The 19,719-nt window shown below is 66.2% G+C and carries 17 protein-coding genes and 1 riboswitch; of the genes, 6 read left to right on the top strand and 11 right to left on the bottom strand.

The genetic code is table 11. The annotated features are described in order from the left end of the window. Positions 1 to 7 precede the first annotated feature (7 nt). From phrB to RND78_RS06935, 4 genes are all read right to left on the bottom strand, one after another. A complete protein-coding gene (gene phrB / locus RND78_RS06950; RefSeq protein WP_312727125.1) occupies positions 8 to 1,429 on the bottom strand; it encodes a deoxyribodipyrimidine photo-lyase in 1,422 nt (473 codons plus the stop codon). Continuing rightward, the gene (locus tag RND78_RS06945) at positions 1,426 to 2,370 is read right to left on the bottom strand and encodes a MerR family transcriptional regulator (protein WP_312727124.1); all 945 of its coding nucleotides are present in this window, start codon (positions 2,368 to 2,370) and stop codon (positions 1,426 to 1,428) included. The genes phrB and RND78_RS06945 overlap by 4 nt, the downstream gene beginning before the upstream one ends. After that, on the bottom strand, positions 2,360 to 3,331 hold the full coding sequence (locus RND78_RS06940; protein WP_312727123.1) for a DUF523 and DUF1722 domain-containing protein: 972 nt from the start codon (positions 3,329 to 3,331) through the stop codon (positions 2,360 to 2,362). The genes RND78_RS06945 and RND78_RS06940 overlap by 11 nt, the downstream gene beginning before the upstream one ends. A gap of 125 nt (positions 3,332 to 3,456) precedes the next feature. Continuing rightward, positions 3,457 to 4,554, bottom strand: coding sequence for an NAD(P)/FAD-dependent oxidoreductase (locus RND78_RS06935; protein WP_409457022.1), 1,098 nt, complete (start codon positions 4,552 to 4,554; stop codon positions 3,457 to 3,459). Positions 4,555 to 4,620: 66 nt separating this feature from the next. Here RND78_RS06935 and RND78_RS06930 point away from each other — a divergent pair, with 66 nt between their 5' ends. Together RND78_RS06930 and RND78_RS06925 are read left to right on the top strand one after the other, a co-directional pair. Then, entirely contained in the window at positions 4,621 to 5,529 is a 909-nt protein-coding gene (locus RND78_RS06930) for a TIGR01777 family oxidoreductase (protein ID WP_312727121.1), read from the top strand. Next, positions 5,526 to 6,581 (top strand): ferrochelatase, encoded by a 1,056-nt coding sequence (locus RND78_RS06925; RefSeq protein ID WP_312727120.1) that lies wholly within the window; start codon positions 5,526 to 5,528, stop codon positions 6,579 to 6,581. The genes RND78_RS06930 and RND78_RS06925 overlap by 4 nt, the downstream gene beginning before the upstream one ends. A gap of 20 nt (positions 6,582 to 6,601) precedes the next feature. Here RND78_RS06925 and RND78_RS06920 read toward each other — a convergent pair whose 3' ends face one another. Together RND78_RS06920 and upp are read right to left on the bottom strand one after the other, a co-directional pair. Further along, a complete protein-coding gene (locus tag RND78_RS06920; RefSeq protein WP_409457021.1) occupies positions 6,602 to 7,867 on the bottom strand; it encodes a uracil-xanthine permease family protein in 1,266 nt (421 codons plus the stop codon). A 2-nt stretch (positions 7,868 to 7,869) separates the two neighbouring features. Next, positions 7,870 to 8,508, bottom strand: coding sequence for a uracil phosphoribosyltransferase (upp, locus tag RND78_RS06915; RefSeq protein ID WP_312727118.1), 639 nt, complete (start codon positions 8,506 to 8,508; stop codon positions 7,870 to 7,872). 264 nt (positions 8,509 to 8,772) lie between these two features. On the opposite strand from upp, the gene RND78_RS06910 reads away from it, so the two are divergent. The 3 genes from RND78_RS06910 to RND78_RS06900 all read left to right on the top strand — a co-directional run bounded on the left by RND78_RS06910 (position 8,773) and on the right by RND78_RS06900 (position 10,191). Continuing rightward, a complete protein-coding gene (locus RND78_RS06910; RefSeq protein WP_312727115.1) occupies positions 8,773 to 9,327 on the top strand; it encodes a hypoxanthine-guanine phosphoribosyltransferase in 555 nt (184 codons plus the stop codon). Then, positions 9,324 to 9,794 carry a WbuC family cupin fold metalloprotein gene (locus tag RND78_RS06905; RefSeq protein ID WP_312727113.1) on the top strand — a complete coding sequence of 157 codons (471 nt, stop codon included), beginning with the start codon at positions 9,324 to 9,326 and terminating at the stop codon, positions 9,792 to 9,794. Before RND78_RS06910 ends, RND78_RS06905 begins: the two co-directional genes overlap by 4 nt. Positions 9,795 to 9,903: 109 nt before the next feature. Further along, positions 9,904 to 10,191, top strand: a complete 288-nt coding sequence (locus tag RND78_RS06900; protein WP_059230789.1) for a PA4642 family protein — start codon at positions 9,904 to 9,906, stop codon at positions 10,189 to 10,191. 311 nt (positions 10,192 to 10,502) lie between these two features. Here the strand turns inward: RND78_RS06900 and RND78_RS06895 are convergent, their stop codons facing one another. The 3 genes from RND78_RS06895 to ahcY all read right to left on the bottom strand — a co-directional run bounded on the left by RND78_RS06895 (position 10,503) and on the right by ahcY (position 14,861). Continuing rightward, positions 10,503 to 12,386 carry a DEAD/DEAH box helicase gene (locus RND78_RS06895; protein ID WP_312727111.1) on the bottom strand — a complete coding sequence of 628 codons (1,884 nt, stop codon included), beginning with the start codon at positions 12,384 to 12,386 and terminating at the stop codon, positions 10,503 to 10,505. 184 nt (positions 12,387 to 12,570) lie between these two features. Then, positions 12,571 to 13,455: a methylenetetrahydrofolate reductase [NAD(P)H] gene (gene metF, locus RND78_RS06890; protein WP_312727110.1), complete on the bottom strand. Its 885-nt coding sequence runs from the start codon at positions 13,453 to 13,455 to the stop codon at positions 12,571 to 12,573. Further along, entirely contained in the window at positions 13,455 to 14,861 is a 1,407-nt protein-coding gene (gene ahcY, locus RND78_RS06885) for an adenosylhomocysteinase (RefSeq protein ID WP_312727108.1), read from the bottom strand. The genes metF and ahcY overlap by 1 nt, the downstream gene beginning before the upstream one ends. A 22-nt stretch (positions 14,862 to 14,883) precedes the next feature. Then, positions 14,884 to 15,026, bottom strand: a riboswitch (S-adenosyl-L-homocysteine riboswitch). Between the two features lie 152 nt (positions 15,027 to 15,178). Between ahcY and RND78_RS06880 the strand changes: the two genes are divergently transcribed. Continuing rightward, positions 15,179 to 15,574 carry an acyl-CoA thioesterase gene (locus RND78_RS06880; protein WP_059230797.1) on the top strand — a complete coding sequence of 132 codons (396 nt, stop codon included), beginning with the start codon at positions 15,179 to 15,181 and terminating at the stop codon, positions 15,572 to 15,574. Here the strand turns inward: RND78_RS06880 and RND78_RS06875 are convergent. Together RND78_RS06875 and purD are read right to left on the bottom strand one after the other, a co-directional pair. Further along, positions 15,558 to 18,332: a response regulator gene (locus tag RND78_RS06875; RefSeq protein ID WP_312727105.1), complete on the bottom strand. Its 2,775-nt coding sequence runs from the start codon at positions 18,330 to 18,332 to the stop codon at positions 15,558 to 15,560. The two genes, RND78_RS06880 and RND78_RS06875, sit on opposite strands and share 17 nt — an antisense overlap. Before the next feature lie 93 nt (positions 18,333 to 18,425). Beyond that, a complete protein-coding gene (purD, locus tag RND78_RS06870) occupies positions 18,426 to 19,709 on the bottom strand; it encodes a phosphoribosylamine--glycine ligase (protein ID WP_312727102.1) in 1,284 nt (427 codons plus the stop codon). Positions 19,710 to 19,719 lie beyond the last annotated feature (10 nt).

Below are 19,719 nucleotides of genomic sequence, written 5' to 3'. Positions count from 1 at the left end.
GCCGGACCTAGTCCGGCTTTTTCTTTGCCGTCTTCCGCGCCATGCCACGATAGGCGGCCAGGGCGCGCTGGCGGCTCTCGCCGAGATCCACCAGGGGCGTCAGGTAGCGGGCGCCCGGGGTGTGCACGGCCTTGCCCTTGAGCTCGGCCAGTTCCGGTACCCAGGTGCGCACGTAGTCGCCCCGCGCATCTATCTTCAACGCCTGGGTCTGGGGATTGAACACCCGGAAGTAGGGCACCGAATCCGTGCCGGTGGAGGCGCTCCACTGCCAGCCGCCGTTGTTGGAGGCCAGGTCGCCATCGACGAGATGACGCATGAACCAGCGCTCGCCCTCACGCCAGTCGATCAGCAGGTTCTTGCAGAGGAACATGGCGGTGAGCATGCGCATGCGGTTGTGCATCCAGCCGGTCTGCTGGAGTTGGCGCATGGCCGCATCGATGATGGGAATGCCGGTGCGACCTTGCTGCCAGGCGGCGAGGCCGTCGGGATCGTCGCGCCAGGGCAGGGCGGCGAGCTCGCGATTGAAGGGTTGATGACGCGAAACCCAGGGATAGCCCACCAGCACATGGCGATAGAATTCGCGCCAGAGCAGCTCGGTGATCCAGGTCGCCGCGCCTTGGCTGCCGCCGCTCAAGCGACCGCCGTTGGCCTCGACCGCTGCCTGCAGGCATTGCCGTGGCGACAGCACACCGGCATTCAGATAGGCCGATAGCTGGCTGGTACCGGGTTCGGACGGGATGTCGCGTGCCTGGTGATAATCGTCCAGGTCATCGCGGATGAAGGTCGCCAGGCGCTGCAGTGCCGCCTGTTCACCTGCCGGCCAGAGCTGGCGCACCTCGGCCACAGGCTCGGCGAAGCCATCGATCCGGGTGGGCAACTCGTCGGACTGAAGCGCAGCCTTCTGTTGCTTGCCAGGCGCTGGCAGCGGCGTAGGCAAGCCGGTCTCCAGGCGCGCCAGACAGGTCTTCTTGAACTGGCCGAAGACCTTGAAATAACCGCCACTCTTGGTCAGCACCGTACCCGGCGCGAACAGGGTCTGGTCCAGATAACGATGCACGACGAGCCCGGCGGTGTCGAAGGCCTGGGTCACCGCCTCGTCACGGGCGGCTTCGTTGAGGCCGTATTCATCGTTGAAATAGAGATGCTGGGCCTCGACTTCCCTGGCCAGGTCGAGCAGCACCTGCGGCGCCTGCTCCCAGGTAGCGGCCTTGCGGACCAACAGGGGAATGCCCAATGCCTTGAGGGTCTTGCCCAGCTCGGCAAGATTGCGCAGCCAGAAGTCGACCTTGACCGGCGCCTCGTCGTGCGCCTGCCATTGCGCAGGGCTCACCAGGAAGACGGCGATGACCGGTCCCTGTTCGACGGCGGCGTGGAGAGCGGGATGGTCAAGGTGGCGCAGGTCGGTTCGAAACCAGACGAGGCCACTCATGCATGGCGTTCCTGACGCAACAGCCCGGCGCTCTGCAGGCGGTCGAAGGCTTCGCCCGGACCGCGGGCCGGTGCGGCATCGGCGGTCAGGGACTCGCCCAGCGCACCCAGGGTCAGGCAGGGCAGCGAATGCCGGTTGGCGAAGGCATGCAGCTGGCGGCGCAGCTCGCTGTCGGGACGGCTGTCGCGGCAAAGGATCAGTGCACGGGGTTTGAGCTGTTCGACCAGGCGATCCAGATTGCTGGCCGGGATCGACCATTCCACCAGCTCCACCGGGCAATCCGCGGCGCTGATCAACCAGGCGCACAGCCAGAGCGACGCGTTCATCGGCGTCTCGTCCAGATTCAGCAGCACCAGCGGGGCACCACGCAGACTGTGCTGGCTATGGTAGATACGCGCCCCCAGCTTGCTGCGCAGCCAGGTATGGAAGAACACCTGCTGCAGGCGACCGTCGTCGGTGGCCTGGCACAGCCGCTCCAGTTCGCGCAGCAGGGGCGCCAGCAACTGGTCCAGCAATACTCGCGGCGGATAGAGCGACGCCGCGCGGTTGTAGGCTTCATCCAGTGACCGCGAGGCGAGCCGGCCGATGGCGTCCATCATCTCCCGATGGATGCCTTGCCAGGGCGTATCGCTGGGCAGCACCGCCGGCCGCTGCTCGTCGAGCAGTCCCTTGACCTGGCTGACCGCTACGCCACGGGCGATCCAGGCGAGGACCTGCTGTACGCGGACCACATGGGCCTCGCTGTACAGGCGATGGCCCTTGGGGGTGCGCTTGGGCACCAGCAACCCATAGCGACGCTCCCAGGCGCGCAGGGTCACGGCATTCACCCCCGTACGCCGGGCGATTTCGCGGATGGGCAGCCACCCTTCGTGGAGGGCGGAATCGTAGTCCTGATCCTCACCGCCGGGCGATGAAGGCAGGGGGGTAGCGCTAGATGGCATTTCGCAGACTCAGACGTTCGGGGTGCGGTTGCAGGTAGGCCTGCTCGTTCACATAGCGATCCGGATGCTGGCGGAAGTGATGCTTGAGCAGGGTCAGGGGGACTACCAGCGGGACGATCCCCTCATGGTACTGCTCGATCAGCTGCTGCATCTCCTGCTTCTCGCTGTCGCTCAGCACACGACGCAGATAACCGAAGAGATGATAGAGCACATTGCAGTGGGTGCCACGGGTCGCGCAGCGCTTGAGCGCCGCCATCAAGCCACTGAAGTACTCCTGGCCCAGTTCGTCCAGGTTGCGCTGGCCGATGCTGCCGACCAGTTGGCCGAGCACCCGGGCGCGCTGCGGATCGTGGGCCATCAGCTGATACTTGTAGCGGGAATGGTAGGACAGCAGTGCCCGCGCCGTCAGACCCTGTTGCACCAGTTGCAGCCAGTGGGCGTGGGCGAAGACGCGGGTGACGAAGTTTTCCCGCAGCACCGGATCGTTCAGCCGACCGGCTTCTTCCACCGGCAGGTCCGGTCTCAGACGCATGATGGCGGCGGCGAACAGGCCACGCCCGTCGCTGTCGCTACCCTGGCCGTTGGCGTGATAGACCTTGACCCTTTCCATGCCACAGGACGGAGATTTCTGCATGAAGATGAAGCCGGACAGGTCGCTGAGTTCGGCCGCCATCCTCTCGCCGTAGCCGGTGAGTGCGGCGGTCACGTCGAGATCGCGGTCGACGGTGCCGACGGCGCGTGGCGCCTGGGAATCACCCAGCAGCCGAATGGGTTCGCGCGGCGTCCCCAAGCCAATCGCCATCTCCGGGCAGACCCGGACGAAGTCGAAGTGCTCGGCGAAGGTCTGGCTGCAGAGCCGGGATTCCTTGTGTCCACCGTTGTAGCGGACTTCGTCACCCAGCAGGCAGGCACTGATACCCAGGCGCGGGCGGGGCAGGCTGGAGGAGGCATTGGCAACCATGGAGATCCCCTGTCGTGTAATTTCTTGTACAAGGTTTTCCTATTTGTACAAGTTTGGTGCAACTTTCGACAGGGGGCTGCGGCAAAAGATTCGCCGCAGGTTACAGACGGCGTGCGCTTCGTCGATTAATCCAGACTGCCAAGGAGCTGCTGCGCGGCCTCATGACCACTCAACCAGGCCCCTTCCACCCGCCCGGTGGAACACCAGTCGCCACAGGCGAAGACGCCCATGTCCGGATCGGCCAGGGCGCCCCACTGGTGCGGCTGGGCCGGCCGGGCATAGAGCCAGCGATGGGCCAGGGTGAAGCTCGGCGCTGGCAGAGGGCAGCCGATCAGCTCGGCGAAGGCACCGTGCAGCCGCTCGATCACCTCGTCCTTGGTGGCGTCGATGTGCGCCTTGCTCCAGGCGCTGGTGGCGTGCAGCACCCAGGTGTCCAGGGCGGCATCGCGGCCGGGCTTGCAGCGGTTGCGCGCCAGCCAGTCCAGCTCGCTGCCCTGCACGAAGCAACCCTCCACCGGCGTCTGCAACGGCGTGGCGAAGGCCAGCGCGACCGACCAGGTCGGCTCCATGCTGACGCCGGCCACGGTCGACGCCAGCTTGGGCACGCTGGACAGCAGCGCGGCGGCCTGGGGCGCCGGCATGGCGATGATGACCTGGGCGAAGGGGCCGTGGGTCTCGCCGTTGGCATCCAGCAGGTGCCAGTGCTTGGCACCGCGGAAAACCTCGGTGATGCGGCAATCGAAGGTGGTCGGCAGATCGGCCAGCAGGTGGCGGGTGATGGCGCTCATGCGCGGCACCCCGACCCAGCGCGGCTGCTCGTCCTGCGACGGACTCAGGCGCCCGTCGCGATACTGGTAGAGCGACGGATTCCATTCGGCCGCGCAGCCGGCGCGGCGCCATTCGTTGAGGGCGTCGATGAAGCGGCGATCCCGCGCCGTGAAATACTGGGCGCCCAGGTCCAGGGCACCGGCTTCGCTGCGCTTGCTGGCCATGCGGCCGCCGCTGCCGCGGCTCTTGTCGAAGATCTGGACCTGCTGCCCGGCGCGAATCAGCGTCTGGGCAGCGGAAAGTCCGGCTATTCCTGCGCCAATGATGGCGATAGGGGCAGTCATGATGGACCTCGCTTGTCTGACGAATCGCCCTCGACGAACGTTTGCGCGCGCAAGGGCTCTACGGCTACGACTGGCAACCGTTCTGGATCTTTCGACCCACGACCATAACAAACAATCCTCATCCCTATCGTCCAGATGCCAACTGGCGAGAGGGCTTTACGAGAAGGAAGTGACGACATGCATATCCTGCTGACGGGTGGTACCGGACTCATCGGCCGCGCCCTGTGCCGCCAATGGACGGCGGCTGGGCACCGGCTCAGCGTGCTCAGCCGCGATCCGGGGCGGGTCGCCCGGGAGTGCGGACCGGGCGTGCGCGGCATCGCCCGGCTGGAAGAACTGGGTGACGAACCCCTGGACGCCGTGGTCAACCTGGCCGGTGCGCCCATCGCCGACAAGCCCTGGACGCGCAGTCGCAAGGCCGAGCTCTGGGAGAGCCGGATCGGCACCACCGAACGGCTGGTCGACTGGTTGCGCGGCCGCAGTCAGAAGCCCGCGGTGCTGCTCTCCGGCTCGGCGACCGGCTTCTATGGCGACAGCGGCGAGAAGCCGGTGAGCGAGACCGACAACCTGGCGGGTCCCGATTTCGCCGGCGAGCTGTGCCTGGCCTGGGAGCAGATGGCCAACGAGGCCGAGAAGCTGGGGATCCGAGTGGTCAATCTGCGTACCGGTCTGGTGCTGGCCGCCGACGATGGCTTCCTGCTGCGCCTGTTGCCACCCTTCCGCTTCGGTCTGGGCGCGCGCCTGGGCAATGGACGCCAATGGATGCCCTGGATTCATTTGCAGGATCAAATCGGGGCCATCGATTTTCTTCTCAACCGCAGCGACGCCCGGGGTCCCTATAATCTCTGTGCCCCCCAGCCGGTGCGCAACCGCGACTTCACCGAAGCCCTGGGCCGGGCCTTGCGGCGCCCGGCGCGATTGCTGATTCCTGCCTTCGCCCTGCGCCTGATGGGAGAGCTGTCCATCCTGCTGCTGGGTGGCCAGCGCGCCCGCCCCGAGCGCCTGCTCGCGGCCGGGTACGTCTTTCGCTATCCCGAGCTGGACGCGGCCCTGACCGACCTGCTCGCTGCCAAGGATTCACGATGACTGCCAACGCTCTGCTGCTCGCCAACCTGGGTTCGCCCGATTCGCCCCACGTCCCCGACGTGAAGCGCTATCTCAATCAGTTCCTGATGGACCCCTACGTGGTCGACCTGCCCTGGCCGCTGCGTCGGTTGCTGGTCTCGCTGGTGCTGATCAAGCGACCCGCGGCCTCGGCCGAGGCCTATGAGTCGATCTGGTGGGACGACGGCTCGCCGCTGATCGTGCTCAGTCGCCGGCTGCAAGAAGTCGTGCGCCCGCACTGGCGCCATGGCCCGGTCGAGCTGTGCATGAGATACGGCGAGCCGTCGGTGGAGTCGGTGCTCAAGCGCCTGGCCAGCCAGGGCATCCGCGAGGTGACCTATGCGCCGCTCTATCCGCAATTCGCCGACAGCACCACCACCACCGCCATCGTCGAGGCACGGCGGGTGATCGAGACCCACCAGCTGCCGCTCACGCTGAAGATCCTGCCGCCCTTCTACGACCGTCCCGAGTACCAGGCGGCCCTGGCGGCCAGCGTCGAACCCTATCTGCAGGAGCCCTACGACCACCTGCTGCTGTCCTTCCATGGCCTGCCCGAGCGGCACATCCGCAAGCTGGTCAAGGATCGTAGCCACGACCTGCGCGCGCCCGACAGCAGCAAGGTCAGCGCCAAGGCCCTGGCCGTCTGCTATCGCAGCCAGTGCCAGCGCACCGCCGAGCTGGTGACCAAGCGCCTGGGCATTCCCGACGGCAAGTGGTCGGTGTCCTTCCAGTCGCGACTGGGCAAGGACAAATGGATCGAGCCCTACACCGAAGCGCGGCTGGACGAGCTGGCCAAGGCGGGGGTCAAGCGCCTGCTGGTGATGTGCCCGGCCTTCGTCGCCGACTGCATCGAGACGCTGGAGGAAATCGGGGATCGCGGGCGCGAGCAGTTCATCGAGGCCGGTGGCCAGGAGCTGGTGCTGATCCCCTGCGTCAACGACCACCCGGCGTGGGTAGAGGCGCTGGTGGAGCTGTGCGAAGAGGTGGCGGAACTGCCGCCGCAGCCCATCGAACAGCCCGAGATGCCGGCCTAGCCGACATCTCGGGCGAGCCGTCAGAGCAGCGGGCGCTCTGGCGGTTCGGCGTTCTTCTTCCAGGCATTGTGCCCGGGCAGGACCAGGTTGAGGCCGATGGCGATCAGGCCGCAAAGCGAGATGCCCTTGAGGCCGATGTCGCCATTGCCGAAGACGATGCCGCCAATACCGAACACCAGGGTCACCGAGACGATCACCAGGTTGCGTGCCTCGGACAGGTCCACCTGGTGGCGGATCAGGATGTTCAGGCCTACCACCGCGATGGAGCCGAACAGCAGGCAGAGGATGCCGCCCATGACCGGTACCGGGATGGTCTGCAGCGCCGCGCCGAACTTGCCGACGAAGGCCAGCACCATGGCGAAGCCCGCCGCCCACAGCATGACCCTTGGGTTGTGGTTCTTGGTCAGCATCACCGCGCCGGTCACCTCGGCGTAGGTGGTGTTGGGCGGGCCGCCGAACAGGCCGGCGGAGGAGGTGGCCAGGCCATCCCCCAGCAGGGTGCGGTGCAGGCCGGGCTGCTTAAGGTAGTTCTTGCCGGTCACTCCCCCCACCGCGATCACCCCGCCGACGTGCTCGATGGCCGGCGCCAGGGCGACCGGGACCATGAACAGGATGGCGCCCCAGTGGAATTCCGGTGCGACGAAGGCCGGGATCGCCAGCCAGGGCGCGGCGCCTATGCCCTCGGTATGGACGATGCCGAAGACGAAGGCCAGGGCATAGCCGACGAACACGCCCGCGAGGATGGGGACCAGGCGGAACATGCCCTTGCCATAGATGGCCACCAGCAGGGTGGTGACCAGCGCCGGCATGGAGACCAGCATCGCCGTGGCATAGGGCACCAGCTGGGCGCTGCCGTCGCCGGCCTTGCCCATCGCCATGTTGGCCGCCACGGGTGACAGGCCCAGGCCGATGGAGATGATCACCGGGGCGATCACCACTGGCGGCAGCAGCCGGTCGATGAAGCCCACGCCGCGCAGCTTCACCGCCAGGCCCAGGAAGGTGTAGACGAAGCCCGCCGCCACGACGCCGCCCAGCACCGCCGGCAGGCCGAATTCGGCCTTGGCGGCGATGATCGGGGCGATGAAGGCGAAGCTCGACGCCAGGAATACCGGCACCTGGCGGCCGGTGACCAGGTGGAACAGCAGGGTGCCGAAGCCGGCGGTGAAGAGGGCTACATTGGGGTCCATGCCGGTGATCAGCGGCATCAGCACCAGGGCGCCGAAGGCCACGAAGAGCATCTGGGCACCGACCACGATTTCCCGCCAGAGCGGTTCCCGCGTCGTCACGCTCAGGCGTCCTTCTGCTTGGTGCCGAAGATCTTGTCACCGGCATCGCCCAGCCCCGGCAGGATGTAGCCGTGCTCGTTGAGGCGCTCGTCGATGGAGGCGGTGTAGAGGCGCACGTCCGGATGGGCTTCCGCGACCGCGGCGATGCCTTCGGGCGCGGCCACCAGCACCAGGGCGCGGATCTCCTTGGCGCCGGCCTTCTTCAGCAGGTCGATGGTGGCGATCATGGAGCCGCCAGTGGCCAGCATGGGGTCGATGATCATGGCCAGGCGCTGGTCCAGCTCACCGACCAGCTTCTCGAGGTAGGTGTGGGCCTGCAGGGTGGATTCGTTGCGGGCGAGGCCCACCACGCTGACCCGGGCGCTGGGGATCAGGCTGAGCACGCCGTCGAGCATGCCGATGCCGGCGCGCAGGATGGGCACCACGGTGACCTTCTTGCCGGAGATCTTCTCCACCTGCACGGTGCCGCACCAGCCCTCGATGTCCACCGTTTCCACCGGCAGATCCTGGGTCGCCTCGTAGGTGAGCAGGGCGCCGACCTCCTGGGCCAGCTCCCGAAAATTCTTGGTGCTGATGTCGGCGCGGCGCATCAGGCCCAGCTTGTGGCGGATGAGCGGGTGGCGGATTTCGTGGACGGGCATGGGATTCTCCAGAGACGGTGGGGCAGCGGATCGCCGCGAGCGAGGAGGGTGTCGGTACGACCGGCGGCCCGAAGGCTTGCCGCAGGGTAGGGCAAGCCATAAAAAAACCGCGGTACATTAAAGCATCCGACTCGAGCTGGGCAGTACCCTGCGACAATACTAGCCGCCTGCCGGCGCTTGAGATCGGCCGGCGGTATCTGTACCTTTGCCGCCTTTTATCCGCGCCAACCACCAGGCAGGCGCCCCGTCCCCCGGAGAAGCCCCATGTCCGCCGATCTCGCCCATATCCGCCAGGTCATGCAGGAGGCCGACTGCCTCTATGACGAAGCCCAGGTCGAAGCGGCCATCGACAAAGTCGCTGCGGCGATCACCGCCGATCTCGCCGAGCGCAACCCGGTGGTCTTCTGCGTGATGAACGGTGGCCTGATCTTCACCGGCAAGCTGGCCACCCGGCTGAACTTCCCGCTGGAAATGTCCTATCTGCACGCCACCCGCTATCGCAACGAGACCACCGGCGGCGAGCTGTTCTGGAAGGCCAAGCCCGAGGTGTCCTTCATCGATCGCGACGTGCTGATCGTCGACGACATCTTCGACGAGGGCCACACCCTCAAGGCCATCATCGACTTCTGCTGCCATGCCGGTGCGCGCCAGGTCCACACCGCAGTACTGATCGACAAGACCCACGACCGTAAGGTCAAGGGCCTGGAAGCCACCTACGTCGGCCTGCCCTGCATCGATCGCTACATCTTCGGCTATGGCATGGACTACAAGGGTTACTGGCGCAATGCTCCCGGCATCTATGCCGTGAAGGGGCTGTGACCGCTCGCCTGTTCGATCAGGCGCTGTTCGCCGATCTGCTCCGGCAGGCGGCGCTCAGCCCACGGCGACGTGCCCACCACGCCCTGCACGCCATGGACGAGCCCTGCCATCGGCTAGTGGTCGGCCTGTGCGAAGACAGCTACGTCCCGCCCCATCGCCACCTGGATCCGCACAAGGCCGAGAGTCTGCTGGTGCTGCAAGGGCGGCTCGGGCTGCTGACCTTCGCCGAGGACGGCCAGGTGCTGCTGCGCCGCGAACTGTCCCAGGTCGCCGGCTGCCTCGGTGTCGATCTGGCGCCAGGCCATTTCCACGCCCTGGTCGCCCTGGGCGGCGATTGCCTGTTCTTCGAATGCAAGGCCGGCCCCTTCGTACCCCTGGGCGAAGGCGAGCGGCCCGCCTGGGCGCCGCTGGAAGGGGCTGCGGATGCCGACCGTTATCGCGCCTGGATGCGTGCTCAGTTCGATTGAACTTTTGGTCGGCCTCGCGGTATTGCCATGGCTTTGTCACTGGCGGGGCGGCGGACGGCGGGGGTAGAATCGATCCTCCCTCAAATCCCCCAGCACAGGTAGCCAAAGGATGCGCAAGGATAAAAAGCAGGTCATCGGTGAAGAGATCAGTGACGAGCAGATCAAGCTGTTCCTCGACGTCGAACCGGCGGACGATACCCCGGCGTCTCTGCACAAGCTGGTCAAGGCCTATCGCGGGTTGCGTCCCGACGACTTCGAGCGTTTCGTCGGCTTCTTCGTCGAAGCGGGCTACGATCTCGATGCACGCAATGCCGAGGGTGAAGACTTCATCGCGCTGATCCGCAGCCATCGCCAGGCCGAGCCCTATATCGACGCCCTGCGCGCCGCCCACGCCTGATTCGGTTGATAAGTGCCTGCGCTCGGTCATGCTGCGTTAAAAACCGGCTGGATCGCCAGCTCGGCCTAGGCGGCCCCGTCGCAATGCTCATTTACCCGTAAACGCGAGCGCGAGTCCGGTCCGCTTCCTTGCCGATTTGACTCGTTGGCGCTCACCCTTCGGGCCAGCCATTGGCTGTTACTCCCGTTGGTCGTTGCGCCTTGCCTGACCTTCGCTCGGCGACTTCTCAAACAGGCCTAAAAAAGAAACCCCGCCATGGCGGGGTTTCTTTTTGCCTGATGGATGGGCCGCCAGGGCGGCCCATCCATTCCTCAGGCTTCGCGGTTGCGGGTCAGCAGCGCAGGCTTCTCGCTACGCGGCCGGCTTGGCAGCTCTTCCAGCTGCTCCAGCGTCGGCAGGCGGTCGGCACGGGATGGCTTGTGTACGATCTTTGGCTGCGGCTTGCTCGACGCCCGCTCTTCGGTGGCATAGGCGCGTGGCTCGCTCGGTGCGGCTTCGTAAGGCCGCGCCGCGCGGGGCTGGCCAGCGTTCTGGCCACGGCGCTTGCCGGGCTGCTGCTGTTGCTGACCACGCGGACCACGGGCGGCGGCGCCCTGGCCCTGGCGGGGCTGGCCAGTGCCAACTGCGGCGGCAGCAGGACGGGCGCCATTGCTGCCATTGCCGCTACGCGGGCCTTTGCGACCCTTGCCCTGGTAGGGGCTGACGTAGTCGACGCTATTGCCGAAATTGTCGTAATCGTCGTCCAGGAATTCTTCCGGGTCGCGATTGCGCGGCTGCTGGGCCACGGCCTGGCCGGGCTGGGCGGCCTTGTCCTGGCCGGCATCATCGCGATCGCGGCGGTTGCGACGATTGCGGGTGCGGCCCTTGCGCTCGCCCTGGGGCTGCGCGCCGGAGGCCTCGCCATTGCTGGCTTTGCCTTGACCTTGGCCCTGATTCTGGCCCTGGCCTTCACTGCGTGCCGGCTTCTCGGCCTTCTTCTGGCGATTCTGCTGCGGCTTGCCACGCGGCTCGCGCGGCGCCCGAACTTCCGGTTGCTCCGGTGGGACGCTGGCGGGGTCGAAGCCCTGCATGTCGCCGTCGGGGATGCTCTGCTTGGTCAGGCGCTCGATGGCCTTGAGCAGCTTCTCTTCGTCCGGCGATACCAGCGAGATGGCCTCGCCGCTACGACCGGCCCGGCCGGTACGGCCGATACGGTGCACATAGTCTTCCTCGACATTGGGCAGCTCGAAGTTGACCACATGGGGCAACTGGTCGATGTCCAGGCCGCGGGCGGCGATGTCGGTGGCCACCAGCACACGGATGTCGTTGCTCTTGAAGTCGGCCAGGGCCTTGGTCCGCGCGTTCTGGCTCTTGTTGCCATGGATCGGCGCGGCCGGCAGGCCATGCTTGTTCAGGTACTCGGCCAGACGGTTGGCGCCATGCTTGGTGCGGGTGAACACCAGCACCTGCTCCCAGGCCCCCAGGGTGATCAGGTGGGCGAGCAGGGCGCGCTTCTGGTTGGCCGGGATACGGAAAAGCCGCTGCTCGATGCGCTCGACCGTGGTGTTCGGCGGGGTGACCTCGATCCGCTCGGGATCCTGCAGCAACTTGCCGGCGAGGTCGGTGATGTCCTTGGAGAAGGTGGCCGAGAACAGCAGGTTCTGGCGCCGCGCCGGCAGGCGGGCCAGGACTTTCTTCACGTCATGGATGAAGCCCATGTCGAGCATGCGGTCGGCTTCGTCCAGCACCAGGACCTCGACGGCGGACAGGTCGACGCTCTGCTGGCCGGCGAGGTCCAGCAGGCGGCCGGGGCAGGCGACCAGGACGTCGACACCCTTGGCCAGGGCGGTAACCTGCGGCTTGAGGCCGACGCCGCCGAAGACGCAGGCGCTGCGCATGGGCAGGTCGCGGGCATAGACCTTGAAGCTGTCGTGCACCTGGGCTGCCAGCTCGCGGGTCGGGGTCAGCACCAGCACGCGCGGTTGCTTGGCGACATAGTGGTGACCATCGGGATGACCGTTGGGGAACAGCCGCTCCAGGACCGGTAGGGCGAAGCCGCCGGTCTTGCCGGTGCCTGTCTGGGCCGCCACCATCAGGTCGCGACCCTGCAGGACGGCCGGAATGGCGCGTTGCTGGACGGGAGTGGGGTTCGTGTAGCCGGCGTTTTCCACGGCGCGGGCAAGGGCCTCGGAGAGACCGAGGGAAATGAAGGACATGCGGGGTTCCTGTCTCTGTCGGCGTCCCGCCGACGTGGGGGCGCGGTTGCGCTCCTGGTTGACGTCCGGAAAGATCCAGGCGTCTCGCCCGCACTCGTCATCCTGCGCTGGATGAAAAGCCGGGCGATGACCGGAAGCGGTAATCACGATTGGGTGAAGCCGCCGCCAAAACGCGTGGCCGACTTCAGAAGCCGAGGTTTCGCCAGATGGCGATGCACGGCTCCGCTTGGTTCAGGGTGTAGAAGTGCACGCCGGGTGCCCCGCCTTCGAGCAGACGCTCGCACAGGGCGGTCATGACTTCTTCGCCAAAGGCTTGGATGCTCTGGGTATCATCACCATAGGCTTCCAATTGCTTCCGCAGCCAGCGCGGCAGTTCAGCGCCGCAGGCATCGGAGAAGCGCGCCAACTTGCTGTAGTTGGTGATCGGCATGATGCCAGGGATCACCGGAGCTTCGACTCCCAGTTTGCGGACACGTTCCACAAAATGGAAGTAGCAATCGGCGTTGAAGAAGTACTGGGTGACCGCGCGGTCGGCACCAGCCTCCATCTTGTACACGAAATTGCGCACGTCGTCCGTAAAGCTGCGCGCCTGCGGGTGGGTTTCCGGATAGGCGGCGACCTCGATATGGAAGTGATCGCCGGTTTCCTCGCGGATGAAGGCGACCAGATCGCTGGCATGCCGCAACTCACCACCGCCCGACAGGCCCATGCCGGAGGGCAGGTCGCCACGCAGGGCGACGATGCGGTTGATGCCGGCTTCCCGGTATTGCTGCAGCAGTTCGCGCAGCTTGGCCTTGCTGTCGCCCACGCAGGACAGGTGCGGCGCGGTCGGTACGCCGACCTCGTCGTTGAGCTGGCGCACGGTGCGATAGGTGCCATCGCGGGTCGAACCGCCGGCGCCGTAGGTGCAGGAGAAGAACTCCGGCCCGTGGCCTGCCAGCTGCCGCGCGGTAGCGATCAGCTTTTCGTGGCCCGCCTCGGTCTTGCAGGGAAAGAATTCGAAACTCAGACTGGGTTTCACGTCGTTTCTCTCGTGAGAAGCCCCGCCCTCGCGGGCGGGGCGCGCCATCAGTAGCGGTAGCTGTCCGGCTTGAAGGGGCCGTCCTGGGTCACACCGATGTACTTGGCCTGGGCCTCGGTCAGGCGGGTGACGACGCCACCGAAGCCTTTCACCATTTCCAGGGCCACTTCTTCGTCGAGCTTCTTGGGCAGGACCATGACGGTGACATTGGCGGTCTTCTCGGCGACCGGCAGGTCGGCGAACTTCTCCTGGTACAGGTGGATCTGCGCCAGGACCTGGTTGGCGAAGGAACCGTCCATGATGCGGCTGGGGTGGCCGGTGGCGTTGCCCAGGTTCACCAGACGGCCTTCGGCCAGCAGGATCAGGTAGTCGTCGTTGGTCGGGTCGACGGTCAGGCCGGTGCGGTGAATCTTGTGCACCTGCGGCTTCACCTCTTCCCAACCCCAGTGCTGGCGCATGAAGGCGGTGTCGATCTCGTTGTCGAAGTGACCGATGTTGCACACCACGGCACGCTTCTTCAGGGCCTTGAGCATGTTGGCGTCGCAGACGTTGACGTTACCGGTGGTGGTGACGAGCAGGTCGATCTTGCCCAGCAGGGCGCGATCCACGGAGCCTTCGCTGCCGTCGTTGAGGCCGTCGACATAGGGCGAGACCAGCTCGTAGCCGTCCATGCAGGCCTGCATGGCGCAGATCGGATCGACTTCCGAGACCTTGACGATCATGCCTTCCTGACGCAGCGAGGCGGCCGAGCCCTTGCCCACGTCGCCGTAGCCGATCACCAGCGCCTGCTTGCCAGACAGCAGGTGGTCGGTGGCGCGCTTGATGGCGTCGTTGAGGCTGTGGCGGCAGCCGTACTTGTTGTCGTTCTTGCTCTTGGTGACCGAGTCGTTGACGTTGATCGCCGGGACCTTGAGGGTGCCGTCCTTGAGCATGTCCAGCAGGCGGTGCACGCCGGTGGTGGTCTCTTCGGTGATGCCGTGCACGCGCTCCAGCACCTGCGGGTACTTGTCGTGCAGGATCTGGGTCAGGTCACCGCCGTCGTCCAGCACCATGTTGGCGTCCCAGGGCTGGCCGTCCTTGAGGATAGTCTGCTCGATGCACCACTCGTACTCGGCTTCGGTCTCGCCCTTCCAGGCGAACACCGGAATGCCGGCGGCGGCGATGGCGGCAGCGGCCTGGTCCTGGGTGGAGAAGATGTTGCAGCTGGACCAGCGCACTTCGGCGCCCAGGGCCACCAGGGTCTCGATGAGCACGGCGGTCTGGATGGTCATGTGGATGCAGCCGAGGATCTTGGCGCCGGCCAGGGGTTGCTCGCCGGCGTACTTGCGTCTCAGCCCCATCAGGGCGGGCATTTCCGATTCGGCGATGATGACTTCGCGACGACCCCAGTCGGCCAGGGAAATGTCGGCGACCTTGAAATCGTTGAAAGCGGCAGGCGTAAGGACAGCGCTCATTGAAGAGTCTCCATTCGTTAGGTGCGAATGGGCGCCGTTGATGCGTTCTGATAACGCTCCGCTCGAGCCTGACAACGTCTGGCGTCATGCCCGCCGAGATTCCCGCAGCGGCGGCGGGTCGGCTAGGATGGGATAACGCAGCGTGCTGCAGCGCCCCTCGAGCGGAAGGCGGGGCGGCCTGGTGGCCGCGATGCGCGGGCAGTATAACGAGGATCGCACTAAACCCAAAGGGTGGCGCTCTGCCTCATGTCGACCGGAATCTACCGCGCGCCCCCTGATCTGATGCCCCAACCCCCCTGGACATTCAAGGAACCCCGATGAACTTCCATACCCGCAAATGGGTGAAACCCGAGGACCTCAACGCCAACGGCACCCTGTTCGGTGGCAGCCTGCTGAAGTGGATCGACGAGGAGGCGGCGATCTACGCCATCGTCCAGCTGGAAAATCCCAAGGTGGTCACCAAGTACATCTCGGAGATCAACTTCATCAGCGCCTCGCGCCAGGGCGACATCATCGAGCTGGGCATCACCGCCACCGAGTTCGGCCGGACCTCCATCACCCTCAGATGCGAGGTGCGCAACAAGATCACCCGCAAGAGCATCCTCACCATCGACAAGATCGTCTTCGTCAACCTCGACGAGGAGGGCAATCCGGCGCCGCACGGCAAGACCGAGATCACCTACGTCAAGGACAGGTTCAAGGATGCGCCTTGAGACCGGGCTTGCTCACGTCCAGGCGCCGGCGTTCGGCCCAGTAGAGCAGCAGCTCGCGTAGCTGGGACAATTCGATCGGCTTGCCCATGTGGCCGTCCATGCCAGCCTCCTGGGCGCGATCCTTGTGCTCGGTGAGAATGTGGGCGGTCAGCGCCACCACCGGCGTCCGCGACCTATGGTTCTGCTGCTCCCAGGCCCGCAACCGGCGCGTGGCCCCGAAGCCATCGAGCAGCGGCATCTCGCAGTCCATCAGGATCAGGTCATAGGTGTTCTGCTGGATCTTCTCGAAGGCCTCCAGGCCGTTGCTCACGGTGTCGGGCTCCACGCCCAGCTTCTTGAGCATGCCGCGGATGACCTTGACCGAGATGCTGTTGTCCTCGGCCACCAGCACCCGGAAGTCGGCCGGAACGCCACTCGGCTGTTCCTGGGGCTCAGGTTCGCTGGCGCGTTGGCCGCGGCGGGATAGTTCGTCGGCGAGGGTGGCTCTGAGGGTATAGCCGGCCACCGGCTTGGCCATGATGCGCTTGATGCCGGCGTTGCGGGCGATGACCTTGCTGGGCGCGTTGCTCAGCCCGGTGAGCATGATCAGCAGCAAGTCGTGGTTGAGGTTCTCGTCTTCGTTGATGCGCGCGGCCAGTTGCATGCCGGTCATGCCGGGCATCTGCTGGTCGAGCAGGACCACGTCGAAGTATTCGCGCAGGTGCGACTGGGTGCGCAGCAGCGCCAGGGCCTCGCGGCCAGAGGCGGCGGTGACCACCTGCATGCCCCAGGCGCTGCATTGTTGCTGCAGCACCTTGCGGCACAGCTCGTTGTCGTCGACCACCAGGACGCGCACGTCCTGCAGCGGGTAGTCGCTGTCGCCGCGGGAGAGCACCAGCGCCTGGGCCGGTATGGGCAGGCTGATCCAGAAGCTGGAGCCGCCCTCGGCGTTGTTCTGGATGCCGAACTCACCCTGCATCAGCAGCACCAGCTGGCGGGCGATGATCAGGCCGAAGTCGAGGCTGTCGGTGTCGCCGGTGAGGAAGTCACGGCTGTCGAGATGGCTGGAGAGCAACTGGCGGCTGAGGGTGGCGTCCAGCGGCGTGCCACTGTCCTGCACGGAAATGCGCAGCCGCGGCGCGTGGCCGGCGGCTTCTTCCAGGGAGATCACCAGCAGGATCTCGCCCTCTTCGGTCCGGTGGAAGGCGTTTTCCAACAGGTTGAGCAGGATCTGGCGCAAGCGGGTCGGGTCGCCGATGAAGCGGCGCGGTACCTGGGGCTGGATGAAGCTGAGCAGTTCGACCCGGTGCTCCTCGGCGCGGGGGCGGAAGATGTCCAGGCAGTCGTCGAGCAGGGCGTTGAGGTCGAAGGTGACCTCTTCCAGTTCGATCTGGCCGCTTTCCAGGCGGGTGATGTCGATGATCTCGTTGATCAGGTTGAGCAGTTCGGCGCCGGCGCTGTGGATGGTCTGCACGTAGTCGCGTTGCTTGGCCGACAGCGCGGTGCCCTGCAGTAGTTCGGTCATGCCCAGCACGCCGTTCATGGGGGTGCGGATCTCATGGCTGATGCGCGAGAGGAACTCGGCCTTGCCCTTGAGCTCGGCGTGGTTGGCGGCGCGATCGCGGGTGCGGGTGAACTGCTCCTCGCGCAGGTAGCGGCGGCGCTCTTCCAGCGCCAGGGTGAGCAGGATGCCGGCGAGCATGCAGCTGCTCATCAGCGCCCGGCCCAGCCACAGGGGGGCATTGGCGTAGCCGGAGAGCGCCGGCAGGGCGATCAGGCCGGACAGCCCCAGCAGGGCGCTGCTGACCACCAGCAGCCGCGCATAGCGGTCGCCCTGGTGCCAGCGCTCGCTGGCGATGACCAGGCAGGCGAACAGCACCAGGCCGTTGACCAGCATCAGCCAGTCGCCGACGTAGAGGTCGCCGGCGAGTATCCGTCCCGCGGCCGCCACGCCCACCAGGGCCAGCAGGACCCGGACCACCCGCCGGGTCCAGATCGGCAACCGGCGCCAGCCGAAGAAGGCGGCGACCAGGTGCAGTCCGGCCGCGCTGCAGGCGAGTACCGACAGATCGGTCAGTAGCGGTGCCTGGTTCTTGAAGGTGCCGAGCAGGAACTTGCTCAGGCCGAAGAGATTGAGCGCCACGCACACCAGCATCACCAGCAGCACGGTCAGGGCGCTGGTGGCGCGGCTGCGGTGGTAGAGCAGCTGCACACCGTTGTACAGCGCGAGCATGGCCAGGCAGCCGAGCAGCACGCCGAACATCACCAGCCGATGGGTGATCTCGGCCTCGGCGCTGTTGCTGAGCGTCAGCGCGATGCGCATCGGCTGGGGCGATTCGAATCTCAGGAACAGGTCCAGTGGCTCGGTGCTGGGTGGGATGGGAAAGACGAAGTCGCGGCTGATCTGCTGGGGATTGAGCAGCGGTCGGGCCAGGCCATCGCGAATCTCGCTGAGCATCTGGTCTTCGCTGTAGGCGTAGAAATCCAGGTAGCCGACGTTGGGCGAGATGATGCGCAGCAGCCGCTGCTGGGTATCGGGCGAGACTCGGGTGTGCAGCCAGAGGGCACCCGGGCCGGCGGGTCTATGGGTCTTGTTGGCGATCAGCGGCTTGAAGGCGGAGAGGCGGTCGCGCACGTCGTCCAGCCGGAATTCACCGGTAGCGTCTTCGTACTGCGCCCAGCCCGCGTCCGGCGGGCTCTCGGCTTGCACGGAATTGGCCACCGCCAGCAACAGTAGCCAGCTGACCACAAAGCCTAGGGCGATCCAGAGCCGGTGCACGAGAGTTCCCTTCGCGGATGCAGGTATCGAGTATAGATCAGCCCGTCGCAGCCGGTGACGTCATCGGCTGGACGGACGAATCCCGGAAGAGCGTCACTGTCGCTCGCGGGCGATGGCACGGTAGCCGATGTCGCTACGGAAGAAACAGCCATTCCAGGAAATTTCGCGAGCCAGTGCATAGGCATTCTGCTGGGCAGCGGAAACCGTATCACCTAACGCCGTGGCGCACAGCACCCGGCCACCGGCTGTTACAACCTGACCGTCGCGCAGGGCGGTACCGGCATGGAACACCTTGCCCGGCCGCGCAGCGGCAGCCGCCAGGCCGGCGATGGCGTCGCCCTTGGCGTAGTCGCCCGGATAGCCGCCGGCGGCCAGGACGATGCCCAGGCTCGGCCGCGGATCCCAGCGGGCTTCGATCTTGTCCAGCGCCTCGGCCAGCGCCGCTTCCACCAGCAGCACCAGGCTGGACTGCAGGCGCAGCATCACGGGCTGGGTCTCGGGATCGCCGAAACGGCAGTTGAACTCGATGACCTTGGGCGCACCGCTGGCATCGATCATCAGACCGGCATAGAGGAAGCCGGTGTAGACATTGCCTTCGGCAGCCATGCCGGCCACGGTGGGCTCGATGATCTCGCGCATGACCCGGGCGTGTACCTCGGCGGTCACCACCGGTGCCGGGGAGTAGGCGCCCATGCCGCCGGTGTTGGGGCCGCTGTCACCGTCGCCGACACGCTTGTGGTCCTGGCTGGTGGCCATGGGCAGCACGTTCTTGCCGTCGACCATGACGATGAAGCTGGCTTCCTCGCCGTCGAGGAATTCCTCGATCACCACCCGCGCGCCGGCATCGCCGAAGGCATTGCCGGAGAGCATGTCACGCACCGCGTCCTCGGCTTCGGCCAGGGTCATGGCGACGATCACGCCCTTGCCGGCGGCCAGGCCGTCGGCCTTGATGACGATAGGGGCACCCTGCTCGCGCAGGTAGGCCAGCGCCGGCTCCACTTCGGTGAAGTTGGCGTAGGCAGCGGTGGGAATCCGGTGGCGCGCCAGGAAATCCTTGGTGAAGGCCTTGGAGCCTTCCAGCTGGGCGGCGCCGGCGGTGGGGCCGAAGCAGGGCAGGCCACGGCGGCGGAACAGGTCGACCACCCCGGCCACCAGGGGCGCCTCGGGGCCGACGATGGTCAGCTGCACGTTGGCGGCGGCGAAGTCGGCCAGTTGCTCCAGGGCCAGGACGTCGAGGGCGACGTTCTCGCACTTGGCTTCGGTGGCGGTGCCGGCGTTGCCGGGGGCGACATAGACCTTGGTGACCCGGGTGTCCTGGGCGACCTTCCAGGCCAGGGCGTGTTCGCGACCGCCGCTGCCGATGATGAGTACGTTCATGCAGAATTCC

It is taken from the genome of Pseudomonas oryzihabitans, from assembly GCF_032027545.1.
GTDB classification, from domain to species: Bacteria; Pseudomonadota; Gammaproteobacteria; order Pseudomonadales; family Pseudomonadaceae; genus Chryseomonas; species Chryseomonas oryzihabitans_F.
The sequence above is the reverse complement of the archived record's forward strand: the minus strand, read 5'-3'. Positions and strand labels throughout refer to the sequence as shown.

What these genes read in the sequence shown, in the direction of transcription:
- phrB (WP_312727125.1), bottom strand. Translation starts at nt 1,429, where the DNA reads ATGAGTGGCCTCGTCTGGTTTCGAACCGACCTGCGCCACCTTGACCAT.
- RND78_RS06945 (WP_312727124.1), bottom strand. Translation starts at nt 2,370, where the DNA reads ATGCCATCTAGCGCTACCCCCCTGCCTTCATCGCCCGGCGGTGAGGAT.
- RND78_RS06940 (WP_312727123.1), bottom strand. Translation starts at nt 3,331, where the DNA reads ATGGTTGCCAATGCCTCCTCCAGCCTGCCCCGCCCGCGCCTGGGTATC.
- RND78_RS06930 (WP_312727121.1), top strand. Translation starts at nt 4,621, where the DNA reads ATGCATATCCTGCTGACGGGTGGTACCGGACTCATCGGCCGCGCCCTG.
- RND78_RS06925 (WP_312727120.1), top strand. Translation starts at nt 5,526, where the DNA reads ATGACTGCCAACGCTCTGCTGCTCGCCAACCTGGGTTCGCCCGATTCG.
- upp (WP_312727118.1), bottom strand. Translation starts at nt 8,508, where the DNA reads ATGCCCGTCCACGAAATCCGCCACCCGCTCATCCGCCACAAGCTGGGC.
- RND78_RS06910 (WP_312727115.1), top strand. Translation starts at nt 8,773, where the DNA reads ATGTCCGCCGATCTCGCCCATATCCGCCAGGTCATGCAGGAGGCCGAC.
- RND78_RS06900 (WP_059230789.1), top strand. Translation starts at nt 9,904, where the DNA reads ATGCGCAAGGATAAAAAGCAGGTCATCGGTGAAGAGATCAGTGACGAG.
- RND78_RS06895 (WP_312727111.1), bottom strand. Translation starts at nt 12,386, where the DNA reads ATGTCCTTCATTTCCCTCGGTCTCTCCGAGGCCCTTGCCCGCGCCGTG.
- metF (WP_312727110.1), bottom strand. Translation starts at nt 13,455, where the DNA reads ATGGCGCGCCCCGCCCGCGAGGGCGGGGCTTCTCACGAGAGAAACGAC.
- ahcY (WP_312727108.1), bottom strand. Translation starts at nt 14,861, where the DNA reads ATGAGCGCTGTCCTTACGCCTGCCGCTTTCAACGATTTCAAGGTCGCC.
- RND78_RS06880 (WP_059230797.1), top strand. Translation starts at nt 15,179, where the DNA reads ATGAACTTCCATACCCGCAAATGGGTGAAACCCGAGGACCTCAACGCC.
- purD (WP_312727102.1), bottom strand. Translation starts at nt 19,709, where the DNA reads ATGAACGTACTCATCATCGGCAGCGGCGGTCGCGAACACGCCCTGGCC.